At 61.4% G+C, this 20,987-nt stretch carries 20 protein-coding genes and 1 pseudogene; 11 read left to right on the top strand and 10 right to left on the bottom strand.

Features of this window, described 5'->3' with window-relative positions:
* Positions 1-76: 76 nt before the first annotated feature.
* Positions 77-597 (top strand): annotated as a pseudogene (locus tag V7S54_RS31825) (VOC family protein); the annotation flags it as partial.
* Positions 598-895: 298 nt separating this feature from the next.
* Here the strand turns inward: V7S54_RS31825 and V7S54_RS31820 are convergent.
* The 6 genes from V7S54_RS31820 to V7S54_RS31795 form a co-directional block, all read right to left on the bottom strand.
* Positions 896-2,032 (bottom strand): glycoside hydrolase family 88/105 protein, encoded by a 1,137-nt coding sequence (locus V7S54_RS31820; RefSeq protein ID WP_336409865.1) that lies wholly within the window; start codon positions 2,030-2,032, stop codon positions 896-898.
* Between the two features lie 8 nt (positions 2,033-2,040).
* On the bottom strand, positions 2,041-3,594 hold the full coding sequence (pglA, locus tag V7S54_RS31815) for a polygalacturonase PglA (protein ID WP_336409864.1): 1,554 nt from the start codon (positions 3,592-3,594) through the stop codon (positions 2,041-2,043).
* 68 nt (positions 3,595-3,662) lie between these two features.
* Positions 3,663-4,928 (bottom strand): ABC transporter substrate-binding protein, encoded by a 1,266-nt coding sequence (locus V7S54_RS31810; RefSeq protein WP_336409863.1) that lies wholly within the window; start codon positions 4,926-4,928, stop codon positions 3,663-3,665.
* Positions 4,929-4,968: 40 nt separating this feature from the next.
* Positions 4,969-6,063 (bottom strand): ABC transporter ATP-binding protein, encoded by a 1,095-nt coding sequence (locus tag V7S54_RS31805; protein WP_065377514.1) that lies wholly within the window; start codon positions 6,061-6,063, stop codon positions 4,969-4,971.
* Positions 6,064-6,065: 2 nt separating this feature from the next.
* Positions 6,066-6,950: a carbohydrate ABC transporter permease gene (locus V7S54_RS31800; protein WP_336409862.1), complete on the bottom strand. Its 885-nt coding sequence runs from the start codon at positions 6,948-6,950 to the stop codon at positions 6,066-6,068.
* Between the two features lie 3 nt (positions 6,951-6,953).
* The gene (locus tag V7S54_RS31795) at positions 6,954-7,835 is read right to left on the bottom strand and encodes a carbohydrate ABC transporter permease (protein WP_336409861.1); all 882 of its coding nucleotides are present in this window, start codon (positions 7,833-7,835) and stop codon (positions 6,954-6,956) included.
* Between the two features lie 212 nt (positions 7,836-8,047).
* On the opposite strand from V7S54_RS31795, the gene V7S54_RS31790 reads away from it, so the two are divergent.
* Positions 8,048-8,986 (top strand): helix-turn-helix domain-containing protein, encoded by a 939-nt coding sequence (locus V7S54_RS31790; RefSeq protein ID WP_336409860.1) that lies wholly within the window; start codon positions 8,048-8,050, stop codon positions 8,984-8,986.
* Between the two features lie 84 nt (positions 8,987-9,070).
* Here V7S54_RS31790 and V7S54_RS31785 read toward each other — a convergent pair whose 3' ends face one another.
* The 4 genes from V7S54_RS31785 to kduI all read right to left on the bottom strand — a co-directional run bounded on the left by V7S54_RS31785 (position 9,071) and on the right by kduI (position 12,812).
* Positions 9,071-10,207 (bottom strand): mandelate racemase/muconate lactonizing enzyme family protein, encoded by a 1,137-nt coding sequence (locus V7S54_RS31785; protein ID WP_336409859.1) that lies wholly within the window; start codon positions 10,205-10,207, stop codon positions 9,071-9,073.
* Positions 10,208-10,227: 20 nt separating this feature from the next.
* Complete coding sequence (gene kdgD / locus V7S54_RS31780; protein WP_336409858.1) at positions 10,228-11,139, bottom strand: 5-dehydro-4-deoxyglucarate dehydratase; 912 nt, start codon at positions 11,137-11,139, stop codon at positions 10,228-10,230.
* 108 nt (positions 11,140-11,247) lie between these two features.
* Entirely contained in the window at positions 11,248-11,991 is a 744-nt protein-coding gene (kduD, locus tag V7S54_RS31775) for a 2-dehydro-3-deoxy-D-gluconate 5-dehydrogenase KduD (RefSeq protein ID WP_336409857.1), read from the bottom strand.
* A complete protein-coding gene (gene kduI, locus V7S54_RS31770; protein WP_336409856.1) occupies positions 11,988-12,812 on the bottom strand; it encodes a 5-dehydro-4-deoxy-D-glucuronate isomerase in 825 nt (274 codons plus the stop codon). Before kduI ends, kduD begins: the two co-directional genes overlap by 4 nt.
* A gap of 133 nt (positions 12,813-12,945) precedes the next feature.
* On the opposite strand from kduI, the gene V7S54_RS31765 reads away from it, so the two are divergent.
* The 9 genes from V7S54_RS31765 to V7S54_RS31725 all read left to right on the top strand — a co-directional run bounded on the left by V7S54_RS31765 (position 12,946) and on the right by V7S54_RS31725 (position 20,925).
* The gene (locus tag V7S54_RS31765) at positions 12,946-13,740 is read left to right on the top strand and encodes an NAD-dependent epimerase/dehydratase family protein (RefSeq protein ID WP_336409855.1); all 795 of its coding nucleotides are present in this window, start codon (positions 12,946-12,948) and stop codon (positions 13,738-13,740) included.
* A 3-nt stretch (positions 13,741-13,743) separates the two neighbouring features.
* A complete protein-coding gene (locus V7S54_RS31760) occupies positions 13,744-15,261 on the top strand; it encodes an aldehyde dehydrogenase (NADP(+)) (RefSeq protein WP_336409854.1) in 1,518 nt (505 codons plus the stop codon).
* A 75-nt stretch (positions 15,262-15,336) separates the two neighbouring features.
* Positions 15,337-16,074, top strand: coding sequence for a FadR/GntR family transcriptional regulator (locus V7S54_RS31755; RefSeq protein WP_065376490.1), 738 nt, complete (start codon positions 15,337-15,339; stop codon positions 16,072-16,074).
* Positions 16,075-16,155: 81 nt separating this feature from the next.
* Positions 16,156-16,896, top strand: a complete 741-nt coding sequence (locus tag V7S54_RS31750) for an FCD domain-containing protein (RefSeq protein WP_113479040.1) — start codon at positions 16,156-16,158, stop codon at positions 16,894-16,896.
* 54 nt (positions 16,897-16,950) lie between these two features.
* Positions 16,951-17,292 (top strand): cupin domain-containing protein, encoded by a 342-nt coding sequence (locus tag V7S54_RS31745; RefSeq protein WP_442892642.1) that lies wholly within the window; start codon positions 16,951-16,953, stop codon positions 17,290-17,292.
* Between the two features lie 121 nt (positions 17,293-17,413).
* Entirely contained in the window at positions 17,414-18,436 is a 1,023-nt protein-coding gene (locus tag V7S54_RS31740) for an ABC transporter permease (protein ID WP_065376489.1), read from the top strand.
* On the top strand, positions 18,436-19,323 hold the full coding sequence (locus V7S54_RS31735; protein WP_065376488.1) for an ABC transporter permease: 888 nt from the start codon (positions 18,436-18,438) through the stop codon (positions 19,321-19,323). Before V7S54_RS31740 ends, V7S54_RS31735 begins: the two co-directional genes overlap by 1 nt.
* Before the next feature lie 4 nt (positions 19,324-19,327).
* Positions 19,328-20,164: an ABC transporter ATP-binding protein gene (locus V7S54_RS31730; protein WP_058324689.1), complete on the top strand. Its 837-nt coding sequence runs from the start codon at positions 19,328-19,330 to the stop codon at positions 20,162-20,164.
* Positions 20,164-20,925, top strand: a complete 762-nt coding sequence (locus V7S54_RS31725; protein WP_065376487.1) for an ABC transporter ATP-binding protein — start codon at positions 20,164-20,166, stop codon at positions 20,923-20,925. Before V7S54_RS31730 ends, V7S54_RS31725 begins: the two co-directional genes overlap by 1 nt.
* Positions 20,926-20,987: the final 62 nt, after the last annotated feature.

The following is a 20,987-nucleotide window of genomic DNA, read 5'->3' as shown; positions in this document are numbered from 1 at the left end:
CCGGTTGGCCAGCGAGTGATATCGACGCATTGATGCCCTGGAACTTCAGGAAGTAACGGCCTCACGTCACCGCTTACACACATCGCTGCTCGACGCGCATAAGACGCCGATGGTCGACATTGTTGATCCGGCTGGCATCGTGCGCAGCCAGGTCGTGGAAAACGATACCGGCACGCTGCGCCTGACATTGAATGGCGCGGAAAACCGCAACACGCTGGCTGGCCGCTTCATCGCCGAAACTTTCGGCTCCGGCGTACAGCATTTGGCTTTTGCCACCGAAGATATCCTCGCAACGGCGCAGGCGTTGCGGCAGAACGGCTTCAAGGTATTGCCGATCTCGCCGAACTACTACGACGACGTGGAAGCGTGCTTCGGCCTCGATGCGGATTTTGTCGATCGGCTGAAGACTGAAAACATCCTTTATGACCGGGACGAGAACGGTGAATATTTCCAGCTCTATAGTCCGACCTTTGGTGAAGGTTTCTTCTTCGAGATCATCGAAAGAAGGGGCTATCGCGGCTACGGAGCCGCAACGCAATCTTTCGCATCGCCGCGCTGAGAAAGTACCTGCGACCCGAGGGATTGCCCAAAGGCTGACAGTCCAGCGAACGTTGTCTCAATGCAGGTTCCATAATAAGTCTTACGCGATTTTTGCTACTATTGCGGGTGAATAAAGGATGAAGTGCGACTTGCGATAGATACCAATGGGTTGTCACTAGAGTGCAAAACGTCGAAGTTATTCGACACGGAACGCTTCGTACGGGGGCAGTCGGTCCCGCTTCCCCTGCGGGCCACTATGTTGAAGCTCCTGCGGCGGCCCTTCTTCCGCCTTCGCGTGACGCGAATTCCCGCTTTCCCCGCTGACGCGGCGCTATGCTGAAAGCTCCGATACGCTTCATCTGGAGCTGGCCGATCCTTGTCGGCCGGTTGCAACGCTGAGGGACTTGTCGCAACACCTCAGGCCTTCGGCGAACGCCATCATCAGTGGTCCGACGCCCTTGGCGTCATCGGCGACCACCTGCTCCGAGAGGTAGTAGCCGGGCGAGCCGTCGCGATAGTTGCCTTCGAAGCCGCCGAGACCAGCGACACCGACGATTGTCGTCAATCGAGTGATGCCCTCGCTATCGGCGACAAGGCGCCCCGAAATCAATGCGTTGAGGGCTCGCCGGCCGGCCACAGTGGCTCGATCAGCCTGAGAAAGGCCCAATCGCGCGTAGCGCAGCAATGCGTAGGCAAACATGGCAGAAGCAGAGCTTTCCTCATAATTGCCCGCAAGATCGGGCTCATCGAGGACTTGCATCCAGAGGCCGGACGGCGTCTGGCGTGCCATCAATTCGTCAAGCAGCAGGCTGGTCCTCAAACGTAGCGCTGCGGTCGCCCTGTCGTTGGGTAGAAGCGCCAGCGCATCAACCAGTGCCATTGCCAGCCAGCCGACGGCCCGGGCCCAGACCGCCGGCGACCTGCCTGTAATCGGGTCGGCCCAACTTTGCTTCCGGCTGTCATCATAGCCGTGCACGTAGAGGCCCTTGGCGGTCGCGGTGAGCGCAAGTGCTGTCGCGAACTGCTGAAGCGCATCGGCAATCAGAGCCGGATTGTCGGTCGCAAGTGCGTATTCGATCTGAAACGGGAGACCCATATAGAGCCCGTCGAGCCAAACCTGGTTAGGGTAGCGCTGCTTGTGCCAATAGTTGCCCGCAAGTATGCGCGGATGGGTTTCAAGTTGACCTGCGAGTTGGTCTGCCGCTGTCCTGTAGCGAAGATCGCCTGTTTCTGCGGCCAATGGGAACAGGACGCGTCCAGCGAGAATGTGGTCGATATTGTACTCGGCAGGATCGTACCCGAGGAGTGTGCCGTCAGAACCGACCTGGCGATCGACGAGCCGGTGCAGGTGATCGCTCCAGCGCCTCTCGCCTGTCGCCTCGAAAAGCAGTCGAAGACCGCGATAGATGCAGCCGTCCTCGTAGCACCAGCTTCCGCCCTTGTAGGGGGTGTAGCGTTGCGTGAACTGGTCGAAATAGGCGGTCGGGTCCATCGGGTATCTCATTCAAGGGAAACGGATATCGGGGCTCTGCTCAAGAGCGCAGGTTCGTCGCAGTCGATCTCGGCGTACTCGGCGGCGATCGCCTCGTGCCGCATAGGTCGCACCCGGTCAGCCATGATCGGCGGTGAGGCGGTCGCGTCGGCGCGATAGGACGCAATCTTCAGTCGGCGAATTCTGACGTTTCGGATTGGCGCTTCCGGCAGGCCGAGAAACGCGCCCGCTGCGTGCGAGAGCTTGCGGATTTCGACGTCCTCGATGGTGACGCCATCGATGAAGGGTGTTCCCTGATCGATCAGGGCCGGTTGGCGTGACTGCACCCAGTCGTCGTGACCGTCGGCATCGCAATGGTAGTGAGCGTTGGCCGATAGCGCTGTGTCCACACCATCCATGAGAACCCGCCGCATGACGATATTCGTGATGGATCCACCGCGCCCCCGTCGTGTCTTCAGGCGCAGGCCCCGATCCGTGCCGACCATTTCGCAATCCTCGACAGCGACATCGTGCACGCCGCCCGACATTTCCGAGCCGATCACGAGGCCGCCGTGGCCACGCTCCATCAGGCAATGAGTGATGCGGACGCCGCGGGTTTCAGCAAGATGATCGTGTTCGCCATTCAGCCCGCGCTTGCCCGCCTTTACCGCGATACAATCGTCGCCCACGGAAAATCGCACGCCGGTGATCGTGACGTCGCGGCAGCTTTCAGGATTGAATCCATCGGTGTTCGGGCTGTCGGGCGGGGCGACCACAGTGAGGCCCGCTGCAACCAACCTCCTGCAGCCCTGCGGATGGATCGTCCAGGATGGCGCGTTGCGGATGGTAAAACCCAGCAGCTTCACGTCGGCACAGGAGACGAGGTGCAGACCGCGCGGGCGGCGGGCTCCGTCACGGGTTTCCTTCGGCCAATGCCACCAATCTCCTCTGTCGCCCGAACCATCGAGAGAGCCCTCTCCTTCGATCACGAGCCGTTCGGCGCCGATGGCATGGACCGGAGCGGCAAAACAGGCAGTCGGCAGGCCCTCCCAGCTTCCTAGCATCCTGCCCATTGCGTCGCGGGCTTCAAGGATGGGCCAGCCCGCGCGCACCGAGGGCGCATGAAGGACCGCGCCCTTGGAAATATGCATGGTCATGCCGCTCTTGAGCCGAACCGGAAAGGCCGTCCAGTCTCCTTTGGGCAGGCGCAAAGTGCCGCCGTCGGGCACGGCGACTACGGCGTCCGCCAGAGCGGCAGCGTTGGCGCGGGCACCCTCGAGATCGTCGTGACGGATACCGGGGACAAGACCGAATGCGGTTGGATCGATCAGACCGGCGCAGGCTGGCGTTTCGAACTCAAGCGGCTGGAACCCTTCGACCTCGAGGCGGTAGCGACCACCCGGTTGAAGATCATGGAGAAGGCTGACGACCGTCGCAGTGATCCCTTCCCGCACCTCACCGTCGCCGGCCGCCGGCTCGAGCCGCCAGGAGGCCGGGTCAGGCAGGCGATAGAGCGCTCCGGCTTTAGGCAGGCAAAGCGCTGCCGTTCGCGCTGACAGCGCGATGATGGACGGTCGGATCATGGTCTCGTTCTCTTGGCTTTTCCGGTAGAGTGGACCCGCCGCGGAAACCGTGGCGGGACATCTGACGATCAATCGAACTCGGCAAGCACGTCGTTCACCGTATCGATGATCTGTGCGGCTGCCTCATCCGCCTTCAGCTGGCCATAGGCGTACTCCTCCAGCGTATCGATGAAGGCTGCGCGCACCTCCGGATGCTCGTTGAAAGGCGAGACGGCCGGACCGCTTGCGGCAACGACGATAGCGTTTGCTGCGCGCACTTCCGGCTCGCCCTTGTCACCGAGGCGGGCGGCGGCGGCCTTCGACGCCGGCAAGCCGCGCGATGTGCCAAGCGCATCGATGCCCTCGGGTTCGTTCAGAAGGCAATTGACGATCTGAGCTGCCGCCTCAGGGTCCTTGGAGTTCTTGGAGATGGAGAACACCATCGAGGGTTTGCGATAGACGCCTTCCGTCACGGCGTCCGGAAACCTCAGCATTGCCACGGGCTTCAACAGCTGACCGTCTTTCAACGGGTCTGCATATTTCGAATAGGTCGAATCCCATTCGTAGGAGCCGGCAATCTTGCCGTCTGCCCAGGCAGGCTTCTCGAACAGATTGACATTGCCATCGGCCGCTTCTTCCTTCTGCGATCTGATCGCTCCGGTCTCGACCAGCTTGCCCAGGAACGATATGCCCTCGGCAAGTTCCTCCGGCGTCCAGGCAACGCGATTGGTCGCGGGATCGACCAGATCCTTCCCGGTCTTCTGCACCACGGCCAGCGTCGTCAGAAGCTGCGCCGTCTCCTTGACGGCGTTGAAGGTATAGTAGTCCTTGCCGAGCTTTTCCTTGATGGTCGCCGTGGCGGCGAAAAACTCGTCCCAGCTCTTCGGAATGGCGACACCCGCCTTCTCGAAGGTCGTGGCATTGAAGAAGAAGACGCGGCCTGTCGTCGAAACGGAAAGCCCCTGCAGCACGCCATTCATTGATCCCGCCGACAGATCCGCCTCGCTCCAGTTGGAAAGATCGACGGCCTTGAGCTTGCGCAGATCGGCAAAACCGTCGCCGTTCTTCGAGAACAACGGCAGCCAAGGCCAATTGACCTGGATGATATCGGCTTCGGTCTTGCCGGCCATCTGGGTCGTCAGCTTTTCGAGGTAGCCGTCAAAGCCGGTGAATTCCCCCTTGACGGTGTGGCCGTATTTTTCGCCGCAGGCCGCAATCGCCTTCTGGGTGGCGACGTGACGGCTTTCACCGCCCCACCACGCCATGCGCAGTTCGGCGCCCTGAGCGGTCGCCCCGAGGGCCAGGGCGCCATAGGCAACGCCGGCCAATGCTGCGATCGTTCTTTTCGTTCTCATCGAGCTTCTCCTCCTTGGAATGGGGCCGAACGCTGCCTCCTCACAGCGAGACGTTGCGGCCGTCGGTCTTGTCGAAAACATGCAGGTGGTCAGGATCCGGGCGCAGGCGGATAACGTCCGACTGGACGAGCGCCTCGAACTCGGCGGCGCCCACGACGCTCACCAGCTTGCGGCCTTCGAGGTCGGCATGCAGGTAGACTTCGTGCCCCATGAACTCGGCGTTGGTGAGCCTTGCGGCGAGGCCCGGCCCATCAGCGACGAGCGAAAGATGCTGCGGGCGCATGCCGAGCACGGCCGCTGCAGGTCTGGCCGAAAGTCTGCCCTCGAGATTTGCGCCGAGCGCCAGGCACTGGTTTCCGATCTGGAGATCGCCACCCTCAAGCGTCGCATCGACGAGGTTCATCTCGGGGCTTCCGATGAAACCGGCGACAAACAGGTTTGCCGGACGATTATAGAGTTCCTTGGGTGTTGCCACCTGCATAATGTGGCCAGCTTGCATGACGCAGATCCGGTCTCCCATGGTCATGGCTTCCGTCTGGTCGTGGGTCACGTAGATGACGGTCGAAGACAGGCCTTCGGCCTTCAATTGTCTGTGCAGATCGGTAATGCGCACCCGCATTGAGGCGCGCAGCTTGGCGTCGAGATTGGAAAGCGGCTCATCGAAGAGGAAGACGCCTGGTTTCTTGATGAGGGCGCGCCCGAGTGCCACGCGCTGCGCCTGTCCGCCGGAGAGCTGCTTCGGCAGGCGGTCGAGCAGCGGCTCGATTTCGAGGATCTTGGCCACATGATTGATGGCTGCTTCGATCTCGGCCCTTGGCTTTCCCGCAATCTTCAGTCCGAAGGCGAGGTTGCCGCGCACCTTCATATGCGGATAGAGCGCGTAGTTCTGGAACACCATGGCGATCGAACGCTTGCCCGGCGGCAGGTCGTTGACCTTTTGATCGCCGATCACGATCTCGCCGCCCGAAATTTCCTCCAGCCCCGCGACCATGCGCAACGTGGTCGACTTGGCGCAGCCGGAGGGGCCGACGAAGACCATGAACTCGCCATCCTCGATGTCGAGATTGATGCCGTGGACGGCCTTGAACGCGCCGCCATAGACCTTCTCGAGGTTTTTCAGTTGAACCTTTGCCATGGTCAGCCTTTGACTCCCCCGGAGGAGATCCCTTCAATGAAATACCGTTGCGCAGCGAAGAACACGACCAAAGCGGGCGTGATGGTAAGCACCGACATTGCGAGAATGCGGTTCCATTCGAAGGCTTCTGTCGTGTCGATGGAGAGTTTGAGCGCGAGGCTCACGGGATATTTGTCGACCGATGACAGGTAGATCAGCGGGCCGAGGAAATCGTTCATCGTCCACATGAACTGGAACAGGCAGACGGAGATCAGCGCCGGCGCCAGCATGGGAACGACGATGTAGACGAGCGTCTGGAGAGTGTTTGCACCGTCGACGCGCGCCGCCTCTTCCATGTCTGCCGGCAGCGAGCGCAAGAACTGCACCAGCATGAAGACGAAGAAGGCATCGCCCGCGAAGGCAGAGGGCACCCAGAGCGGCAGGAAACTGTCCAGCCAGCCGAGATCGCGGAACAGGATATATTGCGGGATACGCGTTACCACGTTCGGCAAGAGCAGGATCGCAATCACCGATGCGAAGAGCACCTTCTTGAGCGGGAACTCAAAGCGCGCGAAGGCATAGGCCGCCATGGTGCAGGAGATAGCCGTCCCGATCACTTTCGGCAGGATGATCAGGAACGAATTCCAGAAGAACCGGCCGAATGTATAGGGTGTCGATGTCTGCCAGCCCTTGATGTAGCCGTCGGCGGTTGGATTGTCGGGCAGGAAGCCCGCGCCGGCAAAGATTTCCGAGTTGGTCTTGAAACTCGCGCCGACCAGCCAGATTAGCGGATAAAGCATGACGAAACCGACCGAAAAGAGCAGCACGTAGCGAACCGTCGTCGACAGCAGGCGAAGCCTTGCCCTACGTGCGGCCTGCTGGCCGTTGAGCGTTTGAAGATCGGCCATGGCTCAGTTCCTCTTGTCGCCGGCGTAGTAGACCCACTTCTTCGAAGACCAGAAGGCGACGAGGGTCAGCACGGTGATGATGGCAAAGAGCACCCAGGCAATGGACGAGGCATAGCCCATGTTGAACTTCTTGAACGCCTCGTCATAGATGTAGAGCGGCAGCAGGTATGTGGCCTTCAGAGGACCGCCCTGGGTGATGATGTAGGGGCCGTTGAACTCCTGGAACGCCTGCACCATCTGCATGATGAGGTTGAAGAAAATCACGGGAGTCAGCAGCGGCAGGGTGATCCAGAAAAAGGTCCGCACCTTGCCCGCGCCATCGATCGCCGCTGCCTCGTAGAGCGACTTGTCGATCGATTGCAGTGCTGCCAGGAAGATCACCATGGCCGAGCCGAACTGCCAGCAGCGCAGAAGCGTGATGGTGAAGAGCGCGTTCGTGGGGTCGCCGAACCAGTCGACCGGCGCAAGCCCCAGCGTGGTGAGCGCCATGTTCGCGAGCCCCTCCGAGGCAAAGACATAGCGCCACAGCACGGCAATCGCGATCGAACCTCCAAGGATCGACGGCACATAAAAGGCCGTGCGGAAGAGGCCGATGAATTTCAACCGGTAATTCAGGATCGCTGCGATGAAGAGTGCAAAGGCGAGCTTCAACGGCACGGTCAGGAACACGTAGAGCAGCGTGACGTTCAACGACTTGATGAAGGTGCGGTCACGGGTGAACAGCCGCTCGTAGTTGGCGAGCCCCGTCCAGCGTGGCTGGCTCATCAGGTCGTAGCTGGTGAAGCTCAGGTAGAACGAGCCGATGAACGGAATAGCCGTGAAAATCAGAAGGCCGATGATGTAGGGCGCCAGATAGCCGAGCCCGAGAAGGCGGTGCCCTTTCATGCCGCTCCTCCCGGATGGCACCGAAATGCTGCCTTTATAGATACAGTTTCGTACAAATTACGCTCCCGGATCGGCACGGACGAAAGCAGGACTCTCCCTTTTTCGCCACGAACCGATCCCTCCTCCCAGACGATACGGTGCGCACAAGCGGCTTATGCGGTGACAATCTCCCATCTCTCCTGCAGAATGAATTCACAAAGGCGAGGAAAAAGATGGACGAAATTGAAGGTGGCATTCTCTCTGCGATTCCACCGACGGCGCTGAGCCTCAATCTGACGCGAGCCGCTATCCGCATGGAGCACTCGCACACCTGGCGGATCGACAAGTCCAATGAGGTCGATGACCTTGTGATCTGCCTCGAAGGGCGCGGGCATTACCTGATAGACGGCGAACCTCGGATCATGGAGCCGGGTGACGCGATGCTGATTTTGCGTGGCCAGCGTTTCGTCGGATGGAATGAGGGGCGGGAGACCTACCTCGGCGTCGCGCAGCACTTCACGCTCGATATCTACGGACGCCACAACCTCATCGCGCAGATGGACCTGCTGCCGAAGTTGCGCCTTACGCGCTGGCCGCTTCTCGAACCGCTGGTCCGGCACTATCGTCAGAGTGCGCCTCCCTCCTCCGTGACCCTCGGCCAGCATCACCTGTTCATGGTGTTGCTCATCGCCTTTATCGAGGATGCGTTCATCGGGTGGCGGGACCATGCCACCTACCAACCCGAGGGTGCCGACGCCATCGATCTTGCAGTCATGAAGGCCGCAACCATGATCTCTGCCAACCCGCTTGATCCGGATATTGCGACCCGTGCGGTCGATGCAACGCCCTATAATCGCGACTACTTCCTGCGCGAATTCCAGAAGCGGGTGACCCGCACCCCGCGCAAGTACCAAGAGCTGAAGCGAATGGAGCGCGCGATGCACTTTCTGGAGGCCGGCCTTTCGGTCGCGGCGGCCGCCACCGAAGTCGGCTATTCCGACCCCTATTACTTCTCCCGCATGTTCAAGCGGACCTTGGGCCTCAGTCCGCGCGATCATCTGAACAAGGTCCGCCAGAGCCGCGATGGCGGCTTGATGCAGCTCGATGAGCCCGAGCAGGCACTGGCGCTTGCGGATAATCAGTCGGACACGCGATCGGCACTGGGTCGCTAAGTATGCAAGTTGGGCTGCCGCAATCTCTGTCCCGGGCCGAGGAAGAGCATAAGGTCTGCGCGCAGCTGGCATCTCCTGATGTTCTCAGCCTACGGCTGTCTTGAACTGGGTGAGCGCACCGCGATCGATCTCGATGCCGAGGCCGGGCGCATCGGGAATGGCGACGACGCCGTTGACCGCCTCGATCGGCGTCTTCAGCACCGCCTGGCGGAACGGATTCTCCGTGCGGTCGAACTCCATGATCGGTTCGATCGGGTTTACCCGCACCGGGTCCGGCGTCATCGCCGCCATGAACTGTAGCGCAGCGGCAAGATGTACGCCGGTACCCCAGACATGCGGCACGATGCGAACGCCGTGCAGTGTCGCAAGACTTGCGATCTTCGCCATCTCGGAGAACCCACCACAACCGCAGAGGTCCGGCTGCAGGATGTCGACGGCACGGCTCTCGGTCGCGGGCCACATTCCGTAACGCGTGTGCCACGTCTCGCCGCCTGCGACCGGGATCGGCTGCCCGGCACGCACCTCGCGATAGGCCGAAAGCTGCTCCGGCCCCACAGGCTCCTCGAACCAGTCGATGTCATAGTCGGCGGCCGCCTTGCCAAGCCGGATCGCCTCGGTGACGGTATAGCCGTGATTGGCGTCGATCATCAGCCGCATCTCGTCGCCGATCGCCTCGCGCACCGCGCGGATGACGCGCAGGTCTTCGTCGATGCCGAAGCCGATCTTGATCTTGCAGGCGTGAAAGCCTTGCGCCCGGCGCTCCGCCATTTCCATGGCATTGTCGGAGACGCGATTGACCCCGTCGCGCTTGAAGCTGCCGGTCGCATAGGCGCGCACGCTCTCGCGCCAGCGGCCACCGAGCAGCATCGAGACCGAGGCACCGTAATGTTTGCCCTTGATATCCCAGAGCGCGATGTCGATGCCGGACAGCGCCGTGATCGCCAGACCACGCTGCCCCTGATCGCGAAGCGCGTTGTAGAGGATCGCCCAGAGCTTTTCCGTCTGGCGCGGGTCTTGGCCGATCAGCCAGGGGGAATAGGCCGCGACCACGGCCGCATTGGGTCTCGCCGGCCCAAGGCATTCGCCCCAGCCGATCGTTCCGTCGTCACACTCGATCTCGACCAGCACATGCGCGCGCCGATCGAAGCGCATCGAGGCGCTTTCGAACGGCACGGCCAGCCGGTGCTCCAGGAGATGGGTGCGGACGGAGACGATCTTCATGGCACTCCTCCCTCCCCCGGTCAGGACTTGCGCTTGTGGCTGCCGATGAGCGCGTCGAGCATCTCGACTTCGGCCCCCGTCAGGTCCGTGAGCGGGCTGCGCACCGGTCCGGCATTGAACCCCTGCAGTCGCACGCCGGCCTTCACCGCCGAGACAGCATAGCCCTTGGCCCGGTTGCGGATGGCCATGAACGGATAGAAGAAGTCGTTAAGGATCCGCTCGCAGGTGGCGCGGTCACCGCCGCGAAGGGCCGCGTAGAACTCGTTGGCAAGCCCCGGTACGAAGTTGAAGACGGCCGAGGAATAGGTGGTAAAACCAGCGCCGAGATAGGCCTCGGCAAAGAGCTCGGCGGTCGGCATGCCGCCGAGATACATCAGGCGATCGCCCATCTTGGCGGTGACCTGGCGGACGAGGCCGATATCACCGGTGCCATCCTTGAAACCGATCAGGTTTGGGCATTCGTCACAGAGCCGCGCCAGCGTGTCGGGCTGCAACACGGAGTTGTCGCGGTTATAGACCATGACGCCGATGCCGACCGACTGGCAGATCTTCTTCACATGTGCGTAAAGCCCTTCCTGCGGCGCGTCGATCAGGTAGTGCGGCAGAAGCAGGACACCATCCGCACCGACCCGCTCGACCGACCGGGCGATACCGACCGCCATCTCCGTACCATAACCGCAGCCGGATACGATCGCCGTCTCGCCGGATGCTTCCTTGGCGGCAGCAACGATGGCCGGGATCTCATCCGGCTTCAGCGAGAAGAACTCACCGGTTCCGCCGGCGGCAAAGAGCACCGGCGCCTTGTAGCCGGCCAGCCACTCGACATGGGCCTTGTAACTTTCCGGCGCAAAACGGCCCTCCGCATCGAAGTGCGTCACCGGGAAGGAAAGCAGGCCCGATCCAAGCGCGGCCTTGATCTGTTCTGGGGTCATTTCGTAATCCTCTGCGTGTATTCAGAATGGAAATTTCGAATGAGATGAGCCGGTTTGGCACGAACTCATCATATAACGTGTATGATGAGTTCGTGGTCGGCATCACCATCAGCGGGCCAGCCAACCACCGTCCACATTGAGAATGGCGCCGTGAATGTAATCGGCCGCAGCCGACGACAGGAAGACGGCAGCGCCGGCTATGTCTTTGGGCCTGCCCCAGCGATTGGCTGGGATGCGATCAAGGATCGCTTTGTTGCGATCCGGGTCGTCGCGCAGCGCTTCGGTGTTGTTGGTTTCGATGTAGCCGGGCGCTATCGCGTTCACATTGATGCCCTTTGCAGCCCACTCGTTGGCAAGCAACTTGGTGAGGCCCGATACGCCATGCTTGGCGGCCGTATAGGACGGCACCCGAATGCCGCCCTGGAAGGAGAGCAACGACGCGATGTTGACGATCTTTCCGGTGCGGCCCTTTGCCAGCAGTTCCTTGGCGAAAGCCTGGCACGTGAAAAACAGGGCTTTCAGGTTGACGTCCATGACGTCATCCCAATCTGCCTCGCTGAATTCCGCCGCATCGGCGCGACGAATGATGCCGGCATTGTTCACGAGGATATCGTAGCCCTGCCCGGCAAAAACCTCGCGTGCCGCCATGGGATCGGTGAAGTCCAGAGCAAGCGGTGCGGCGCTCCCGCCGGCTCTTGCGATGATTTCAAGCGTTTCCTCGGGCACCCGGCGGGCGGCACAGATGACCTCGGCGCCAGCGGCTGCGAGACCAATGGCGATCGCCTGCCCAAGCCCTGTGTTTGCGCCTGTAACAAGTGCCTTATGTTCCTGAAGTGAAAAGGTATTTGTCACTTCAGTTCCCCCGGCTGGATGAACTCCATGTCGGTATAGTCGACATTGTCGCCGGCCATGGCCCAGATGAATGTGTAGGAGCCGATGCCTGCGCCCGAGTGAATGGACCAGGGCGGGGAAATCGCGCCCTCTTCGTTGGCAATGAAGAGATGGCGGGTTTCCTGCGGCTCACCCATCAGATGCAGAACGCGCGATTTTTCGTCCATGCCGAAATAGAGATAGGCCTCCATGCGGCGATCATGGACATGCGCCGGCATCGTGTTCCAGACAGAGCCATCTTCAAGCGTCGTGTAGCCGAGGACAAGCTGGCAGCTCTCCATGACCAGCGGGTGGATGAACTGGTTGATCGTGCGCTTGTTGGAGGTTTCGGTCGTGCCGAGTTTAACCTCCTTGCTGCCCGCAATGGTCACTAGCTGCGCAGGCAGGCTGCGATGGGCAGGGCAGGAGGTGATGTAAAAGCGCCCTTCCCCGGAAAAGGTTACAGGCCCCGTACCCATTCCAAGATAGAGAACGTCGCCGCGGTTGAGGCTGTAGGTCTCCTGTTCGGTCGTGACCGTGCCGGTTTTGCCCACATTGACGATGCCCATCTCGCGCCGGTCGAGAAACGACGGCGTCTTGGTTTCCTCCACTTTGTCGAGCGTCAGCGGCTTGCCTGCAGGCACGGCCCCGCCCATCACGAAGCGATCGTAGTGGGTGTAGATCAACCGGATCTCGCCCGATCGAAACATGTCCCCAGCGAGAAAATGCCTGCGGAGGCCCTCGGTGTCGAGTGTCCTTGCGTAGTCCGGATTGACGGCCTGCCGCGTTTCGACGGTCAGCATGAAAGTCCTCCTTCAGTGATTGCGACCAACATGTAATATGTGTTAGGCATAGTTGTATGATATGTCTGACAACGTCAAGAGGCAAATGCCAACCTCGATTTTCGATTGCAACTCCTCAAGGGGAAGACCTGGATTGAAACGCCTTCTCATCACTGGCGCGGCGGGTCAGCTTGGCCGCGTGATGCGCGCACGGCTCTCTGGCCTGGCCGACACGATCCGCCTTGCTGATCGCACAGGTCTTGGAGCGCCAGCTGACCGCGAGGAGCTCATTCAATGCGATCTGGCCGACGCTCAAGCCGTGAACGACATGGTCGCCGGTTGCGACGGTATCGTCCATCTTGGCGGAGCTTCGGTCGAAGGCCCGTTTGAGGGGATCCTGCGCGGAAACATCGCCGGTCTCTACAATCTCTTTGAGGCTGCCCGCGCAAATGGCAGGCCGCGCATCGTCTTTGCGAGCTCCAATCATACGATCGGCTACTATCCGCAAGCCGAACGGCTCGATCCCCTTGCCCCATTTCGCCCGGATGGACTCTACGGGGTCTCCAAATGCTTCGGCGAGGCGCTTGCGCGCCTGTATTTCGAGAAGTTCGGGCAGGAGACGGCGCTGGTGCGGATCGGCTCCTGTACGCCAGAGCCAACGAATTACCGGACGTTGTCGACCTGGCTTTCTCATGGAGACTTCGCGTCGCTGATCGAGGCGATCTTCCGCGTCCCGGTTTTGGGCTGTCCCGTGATCTGGGGTGCATCGGCAAACGACGCCGGTTGGTGGGACAACGCACACCTCGGCTGGCTGGGCTGGAAACCCAGGGACAATGCCGAATCCTTCCGGACGCGCCTCGCGGAGGCCGCGCCGCAGCCCGGCCCCGACGAATCCACTGCTCGCTTTCAGGGCGGTGCCTATGTCGACAATCCGATCTTTAGGGAGTGATGAATGATCTTCAAGCCGCATGGAAAACATCTGGTCGCAGGCGAATGGATCGCAACCGGGCAGACATTCAAGAGCGAGCCGGCGTCTGGCCCGGCGTTTGATTTCTCCGTCGGAACGACCGAACTGGTGAACAAAGCGGCCGAGGCCGCGGAGGAAGCCTTCTGGTCCTTCGGCTACTCGACCCGCGACGAGCGCGCAGCATTCCTCGACGCCATCGCCGACGAGATAGAGGCGCGCGGGGCGGCGATCACCGAGATCGGAAGCGCGGAGACCGGATTGCCGGACGCCCGCCTTGAGGGCGAGCGCGCACGCACGACCGGCCAGCTTCGGCTGTTTGCCTCCCATATTCGCAAGGGCGAGTACCTCGACAGGCGACAGGATGAGGCCCTACCGGACCGCAAGCCCCTGCCCCGTCCCGACATCCGTCTGATCCAACGACCGATCGGTCCTGTTGCCGTCTTCGGCGCTTCCAATTTTCCGCTGGCCTTCTCGACCATGGGCGGCGATACTGCCTCGGCGCTCGCGGCAGGCTGCCCTGTTGTCGTCAAGGGTCATTCGGCCCACCCGGGGACCGGCGAGATCGTCGCCGAGGCTGCCCTGGCTGCCATCAGGGCGCACGGATTGCATCCAGGTGTGTTTTCACTGATCCAGGGTGGCCGCCGCGACGTCGGTACGGGCCTCGTGACGCACCCGCTGATCAAGGCGGTCGGCTTCACCGGTTCACTTGCCGGCGGGCGGGCGCTCTTCGATCTTTGCGCAGGGCGGCCGGAGCCCATTCCCTTCTTCGGCGAACTCGGCTCGGTGAACCCCATGTTTCTCCTGCCGGAGGCGATCAAGGCGCGCGGCGCGGAGATCGCCAAGGGATGGGCAGGTTCACTCACCATGGGGGCCGGGCAATTCTGCACCAATCCGGGCATCGCGGTGATCCTTGCCGAGCAGGCGCCCGCCTTCGCGGAAGCTGCCTGCGCAGCACTTTCAGGCGTCGAGCCGCAGGTCATGCTCACCGAAGGCATCGCCAGGGCCTATCGCGAAGGACGCGACCGCGTATCGAAGGGGGGCGGCGTTCGCGAGATTCTCAGCACAAGCTGTGGTCAGCGGGATGTCACGCCCAATCTCTTTCTCGTCCCTTCGCGTGAATGGCTCGGCAATCATGTCCTTGCAGAGGAAGTCTTCGGTCCACTTGGACTGATCGTCACGGTCGAGAGCTTCGAAGAGATGATCGTGGTGGCAAAGCGTTTCAAGGGACAGTTGACGGCAACCCTGCATCTCGACGACGGCGATGTCGATTTCGCGCGCAAGCTCATGGTGATCCTTGAGCGCAAGGCGGGCCGTATCCTGACCAACGGTTATCCGACCGGAGTCGAGGTCTGCGATGCGATGGTTCACGGCGGTCCCTATCCCGCGTCCACCAATTTCGGCGCAAGCTCGGTCGGTACCATGGCCATCCGCCGGTTCCTAAGGCCCATCTCCTATCAGAACATTCCTGAGCGCCTGATGTCTCAGGATCTGAAGTCGGCGTAGCGACGGATTGCGCCATCACCCATTGATGGCGTATCCACAAACGGACCGACGAAGATCTTGGAAGCGGCCCCTTACATGATGACAGCGACGACATCCGATCCCTCCGCCTTCCAGGGCAAGACGCTTGTGGCGCAGGTTACGGATGCTCTTCGTTCCCAGATAGCCAAGGGGCGCTACCATCCCGGCGACCGCCTGCCGTCCGAAGCGCAGCTCACCCAGGAATTCGGCGTTAGCCGCACCGTCGTGCGCGAGGCGATTGCGGCCTTGCGCTCCGATGGCCTGGTCGAACCTCGGCAGGGAGCGGGCGTGTTCCTGCTGGAGCAGGCCGCGTCCGCGCGGCGGCCGTTTCAACAAGTCGACCTCACGCGGGTGTCGTCGCTGATCGAGATGCTGGAGCTTCGAACCGCAGTCGAGGGCGACGCGTCCGCACTTGCAGCCCTTCGCCGCTCGCCCGGTCAGGAAGGCAAGCTCATCGAAGCCTTTGATGCCTTCAGGGCCTGTGCGGCTGCGGGCAAACCGACCGCCGAGGCTGATTTCGCCTTTCACGTCGCGATCGCCGAGGCAACCAACAATCCGCGCTTTAGCGAGTTTCTTAAGGCGCTCGGACCGGCCCTCATCCCCCGTCGCGCCATCGTGGACAGCGGCGAGGAGGCTGTTCTTCCCGCTGACGAGCTCAGCCGCCTTGTGGACGAACACGAAGCAATTCTCTTAGCGATACAGAACGGCGACGAGGATGCAGCACGCGCGGCGATGCGCAACCACCTCAAGAACAGCCAGATCCGCTACCGCTCCATGTTGCGCGCCGCACGCTGAGTATGCGCGTCTGCGGCCGCCCTTGCATTCGAACAGATAACGGCTAACATGCCAGACAGGTTCGACACAGGCGGAGTGAAAATGGAAGCCGAAAACAATCACGTTCGCGGCACCTCGCTGGCGGCGAAGATCAGCGCTGCACTGCGCCGCGAACTGACGGAGGGTGTATTTCGTCCCGGCGACAGGCTTCCGAGCGAAAGCGCCCTCACAAAGGAATATTCCGTCAGCCGGACTGTCGTTCGGGAGGCGATCGCGATCCTGCGCGCAGACGGTCTTGTCGAGGCACGCAAGGGCGCCGGCATCTTTGCCCTTGAAACCCAGCAGGACAAGAACCAGCCCTTCAAGGACCTTGCAACGCAACGGATTTCCTCGGTGATCGAACTCCTTGAATTGAGGACGGTTTTCGAGGTGGAATCAGCTGGGCTTGCTGCATCTCGTCGCTCGGCGGCACAGATAGAGGCAATCCTCGAGGCCCATCACCGTGTCGGCGAATGCCTGCAAGCGGGCGCGCCCACGCGTGACGCTGATTTCGAGCTTCACCTGGCGATTGCGGAGGCCACTCAGAACCGACGCTTCCCGGAGTTTCTTCAGCTGATCCGCTCCGGCATCATCCCGCGCGGCGAATTGCAGGGGTCGGCGCCCGGATCGCGCCCGAAGGACTATAACCTCCACCTGCAGGAGGAGCACGGCCAGATCGTCGATGCCATCATCGAGGGAAATGCGGAAGCCGCGCGTGAACGGATGCGCGCCCACCTTCGTGGAAGCCTGGAGCGCTACAAGGTGCTTCTGCGTTCGCGCACCATGGCAATCGAAGAAAATTGATCGGGAAGCCGACAACATAGTTGTCATACAAGTATGAGAACATGTATGGTGATGATGTTATACAACATCGCCGAGGTTCACATGACTCTTCCCACTTTCCCCGCAGTGTCGCCGGACGCTGGCGTCACCCGTCAGGTTCTTTCCGATTCCCCCGAACTCATGGTCGTGTCGTTTCGCTTCGAATCCGGCGCCAAAGGCAAGTTGCACAGACATTCGCACGTGCAATCCACCTATGTGGCGCGCGGCCGTTTCCGGTTCTTCCGCAACGGGGAGGCCTATGAATTGCAGGCAGGCGATAGTCTCGTTATCCCCGGAGACACCGAGCACGGGTGCCAATGCCTTGAGGCGGGCGAGCTTATCGACTGCTTCACGCCCCGGCGCGACGATTTCCTGTGACCGGTTTGGCTTGACAGCATGACAAACCTGTGACAGGTTTGCCAAAGTTGTCATACAGGATAGGAGCCTGTACCGCCTTACCTTCAGGCGACTGACACACGGAGGAACCATGTCAGGAACCATGTCACTACGCCGCATCCGCTTCTATGGCGCGGCCGGACAGATCGGGACCATCGCGGTCACGCTGCTCGGCCTGCTTCTCCTGACCTTTTTCATCGGCCGGCTGATGCCCGCCGACCCCGTTCGCGCCATCGTCGGAGAAGATGCGACCCGGGAGACGTACGAGCAGGTCTACCGCTCGCTGGGTCTCGACCGACCGCTCTGGGAACAGTTCTTCTATTACCTGGGAGACGTCTTCACCGGCAATTTCGGTACCTCCATTCGCACCGGCCAGCCTGTCATCCAGGATATCCTGCATGTGATGCCGGCGACGATCGAGCTTGCCACCTTCGCGATCCTCATCGGCGCGGGGCTTGGCGTTCCGCTCGGCGTCCTTGCCGCCGTCAACAAGGATCGCTGGCCGGATCATGTCGTGCGCGTCTTCAGCCTCTTCGGTCATTCCATGCCGATCTTCTGGACTGGCATGATCGCGCTGATCGTTTTCTACGCCCATCTCGGCCTCGTTGGTGGCAGCGGGCGGATGGACCAGTTCTATATCGGCCTTGTCGAGGAACGCACGGGCTTTCTGCTCATCGACAGCCTATTGGCGGGCGAGATGGATGTCTTCTGGTCAGCGGTCAACCACATCATCCTGCCGGCTGCCTTGCTCGGCTATTCCTCATCCGCCTACATCACGCGTATGACGCGCAGCTTCATGCTCGATCAGCTGGGCCAGGAATATGTGACGACGGCGCGTGTGAAGGGCCTTTCGCGCAGCCAGACGATTTGGCGGCACGCCTTTATCAACATCCGCGTCCAGCTGGTCACCATCATTGCGCTGGCCTACGGCTCCCTGCTCGAAGGGGCCGTGCTGATCGAGACGGTTTTTGCCTGGCCGGGCTTTGGCCAATATCTCACCAGCAATCTCATTACCGGCGACATGAATGCTGTCATGACCTGCGTGCTGATCGTCGGCATCATCTTCATCGGGCTCAACCTCCTGTCCGATGTTCTCTACCGCATCTTCGACCCGAGGACACGCTGATGGACGTACGCGTTCAACCCACCTTCCGTCTGCCGGCACCCGTTCAAGCGCTGAAGAACATCGTTCGTTTCCTGCTGAAGAGCCCCACTTCGACCTTCGGTCTTTTCGTGCTGGCGTTGCTTGTCCTTGTCGCCGCCTTCGCGCCGCTGATCGCCACCCATGACCCCTATGCGCAGGATCTCGCCAACACCTTGCAGGCGCCCGGCAACGGTCACCTGTTCGGCACGGACGAGCTTGGCCGAGACATCTTCAGCCGGCTGGTCTTTGGCGCGCGCATCACGCTCACGATCATCTTCCTCGTCTCGATCGTCGTCGGTCCGATCGGTCTCATCATCGGCACGACGGCCGGTTACCTCGGTGGCAAGGTCGATACGGTGATGATGCGTATCACCGACATTTTCCTGTCCTTCCCGAGCCTCATTCTCTCGCTCGCCTTCGTCGCAGCGCTCGGTCCAAGCCTGAACAACGCCATCATCGCGATCGCGCTCACCTCCTGGCCGCCCATCGCACGGCTGGCGCGCGCCGAGGCGATGACCTTCCGCAAGGCGGATTACATTTCGGCTGCGCGACTGCAAGGGGCCTCCTCGACGCGCATCATCTTCAAGTCGATCATGCCGATGTGCCTGCCTTCGGTCCTCATCCGACTGACGTTGAACATGGCGACAGTCATCCTGACCGCAGCCGGCCTCGGCTTCCTCGGGCTCGGTGCGCAACCTCCGCTTCCGGAATGGGGCGCGATGATCGCGACCGGCCGCAAGTACATGCTGGACAGCTGGTGGCTCGTCACCTTCCCGGGCATCTCCATCCTTTCCGTCAGTCTCGCATTCAACCTGCTTGGCGACGGCTTGCGTGACGCGCTCGATCCGAAGCAGATGAACCGGAGATAGCCCCATGGAAAAGACCATTCTCGAAGTCGAGAACCTGCGCATCCGCTATGGCGGCGCTCCGACGGACGCAGTGCGCGGCGTCTCCTTCACTCTGGGACGCGAGCGTCTCGGTATCGTCGGTGAAAGCGGCTCCGGCAAATCGACGGTCGGACGTGCGCTTTTGCGCCTTCTGCCCGGCGCAACCATCACCGCCGACCGGCTTCGCTTTGCCGAGCTCGATCTGCCGTCGCTCTCCGAAAAGGAAATGCTCAAGGTCCGCGGCCGGCGCATGTCGATGATCCTGCAGGATCCGAAGTTTTCGCTGAACCCCATTCGCCGCGTCGGCGACCAGGTGGCGGAAACCTATCTGCGACACTTCAGGTGCTCGAAGGCCGAAGCGCGCGACAAGGCCCTTGCCATGCTTGAAGCGGTGAAGATCCGCGACCCGAAGCGCGTCTACGACCAATATCCGCACGAGATATCCGGTGGCATGGGCCAGCGTGTCATGATCGCCATGATGCTGCTTGCCGACCCGGACCTCGTCATCGCTGACGAGCCGACTTCGGCGCTCGATGTGACGGTGCGGCTGCAGGTGCTGAACATCCTTGATGGTCTTGTCCGGGATCGCGGGATCGGCCTCATCATGATCAGCCATGACTTGAATCTCGTGCGTAACTTCTGCGACCGCGTCCTGATCATGTATGCCGGTCGCATCGTTGAAACCTTGGCGGCTGCAGACCTCGACAAGGCGAAGCATCCCTATACGCGCGGCTTGCTCGCGGCACAGCCGCGGATCGGCGGCGGGCGCGCACCGCTTGCCGTGCTTGATCGCCGTCCTGAATGGCTGGAGGAAATTGCCTGATGTCCGTTTCAGTCGAATGCCGCGATCTCGCTATCACCTTCGGCACGGGTCCGACGGCCGCCAAGGTTCTTCCAGGCGTCACCTTCTCGGTGCAACCCGGCGAGTGCTTCGGGCTCGTTGGCGAAAGCGGCTCGGGCAAATCCACAGTCCTGCGCTGCGTTTCGATGCTGACAGACATTTGGACCGGTGACATTCTCATCGGCGGAAAGCCGGTGCGCGACATGCCGCTCATCGAGCGTTGCCGCATGCTGCAGATGGTGTTCCAGGACCCTTACGGCTCGCTGCATCCGCGCCAGTCGGTGCGCACCGTCCTCAACGAGCCGCTCGTCATCCACAAACTTGGTGACCGCGAAGAGCGCATGCGCAAGGCCATCACCGATGTCGGCCTCCCGATCTCGTTCCTCGACCGGTTCCCTCACCAGCTCTCCGGCGGCCAAAGGCAGCGGGTGGCGATCGCTCGCGCGTTGATCCTCGAGCCATCGCTGTTGCTGCTCGACGAGCCGACCTCGGCGCTCGATGTTTCGGTGCAGGCGGAGATCCTCAACCTGCTTCAGCGCCTGCGTGAAGAACGTGGCTTCACCTACATCATGGTGACGCACGATCTCGCCGTGGTCGACCATATGTGCGACCGCTTTGCCGTCATGCTCCATGGCGAAATCACCGAAGTTCTGCCGCGCGAGGCGATCCCCGGAAATCGCGCAACCCATCCCTATGCCCGAGAACTGATCGGTGCATCGCTGGAATACGAGGGCGCGCACTGACGTTCCCTGACGCAGGGCGCTCCCCAAATGCAAGACGGACTTCCTCAGCTTACGACGCGTGA

This window comes from Ensifer sp. CCNWLY38 (assembly GCF_037120565.1).
GTDB lineage: Bacteria > Pseudomonadota > Alphaproteobacteria > Rhizobiales > Rhizobiaceae > Ensifer > Ensifer adhaerens_H.
The sequence above is the reverse complement of the archived record's forward strand: the minus strand, read 5'-3'. Positions and strand labels throughout refer to the sequence as shown.

Excerpts from the sequence above, each read along its gene's own strand:
- V7S54_RS31740 (WP_065376489.1), top strand. The coding sequence starts at position 17,414 with ATGTCACTACGCCGCATCCGCTTCTATGGCGCGGCCGGACAGATCGGG.
- V7S54_RS31820 (WP_336409865.1), bottom strand. The coding sequence starts at position 2,032 with ATGGACCCGACCGCCTATTTCGACCAGTTCACGCAACGCTACACCCCC.
- V7S54_RS31735 (WP_065376488.1), top strand. The coding sequence starts at position 18,436 with ATGGACGTACGCGTTCAACCCACCTTCCGTCTGCCGGCACCCGTTCAA.
- V7S54_RS31760 (WP_336409854.1), top strand. The coding sequence starts at position 13,744 with ATGATCTTCAAGCCGCATGGAAAACATCTGGTCGCAGGCGAATGGATC.
- V7S54_RS31805 (WP_065377514.1), bottom strand. The coding sequence starts at position 6,063 with ATGGCAAAGGTTCAACTGAAAAACCTCGAGAAGGTCTATGGCGGCGCG.
- V7S54_RS31755 (WP_065376490.1), top strand. The coding sequence starts at position 15,337 with ATGATGACAGCGACGACATCCGATCCCTCCGCCTTCCAGGGCAAGACG.
- V7S54_RS31795 (WP_336409861.1), bottom strand. The coding sequence starts at position 7,835 with ATGAAAGGGCACCGCCTTCTCGGGCTCGGCTATCTGGCGCCCTACATC.
- V7S54_RS31745 (WP_442892642.1), top strand. The coding sequence starts at position 16,951 with ATGTTATACAACATCGCCGAGGTTCACATGACTCTTCCCACTTTCCCC.
- V7S54_RS31800 (WP_336409862.1), bottom strand. The coding sequence starts at position 6,950 with ATGGCCGATCTTCAAACGCTCAACGGCCAGCAGGCCGCACGTAGGGCA.
- V7S54_RS31730 (WP_058324689.1), top strand. The coding sequence starts at position 19,328 with ATGGAAAAGACCATTCTCGAAGTCGAGAACCTGCGCATCCGCTATGGC.
- V7S54_RS31725 (WP_065376487.1), top strand. The coding sequence starts at position 20,164 with ATGTCCGTTTCAGTCGAATGCCGCGATCTCGCTATCACCTTCGGCACG.
- pglA (WP_336409864.1), bottom strand. The coding sequence starts at position 3,594 with ATGATCCGACCGTCCATCATCGCGCTGTCAGCGCGAACGGCAGCGCTT.
- V7S54_RS31810 (WP_336409863.1), bottom strand. The coding sequence starts at position 4,928 with ATGAGAACGAAAAGAACGATCGCAGCATTGGCCGGCGTTGCCTATGGC.
- V7S54_RS31790 (WP_336409860.1), top strand. The coding sequence starts at position 8,048 with ATGGACGAAATTGAAGGTGGCATTCTCTCTGCGATTCCACCGACGGCG.
- V7S54_RS31750 (WP_113479040.1), top strand. The coding sequence starts at position 16,156 with ATGGAAGCCGAAAACAATCACGTTCGCGGCACCTCGCTGGCGGCGAAG.
- kduI (WP_336409856.1), bottom strand. The coding sequence starts at position 12,812 with ATGCTGACCGTCGAAACGCGGCAGGCCGTCAATCCGGACTACGCAAGG.
- V7S54_RS31785 (WP_336409859.1), bottom strand. The coding sequence starts at position 10,207 with ATGAAGATCGTCTCCGTCCGCACCCATCTCCTGGAGCACCGGCTGGCC.
- kdgD (WP_336409858.1), bottom strand. The coding sequence starts at position 11,139 with ATGACCCCAGAACAGATCAAGGCCGCGCTTGGATCGGGCCTGCTTTCC.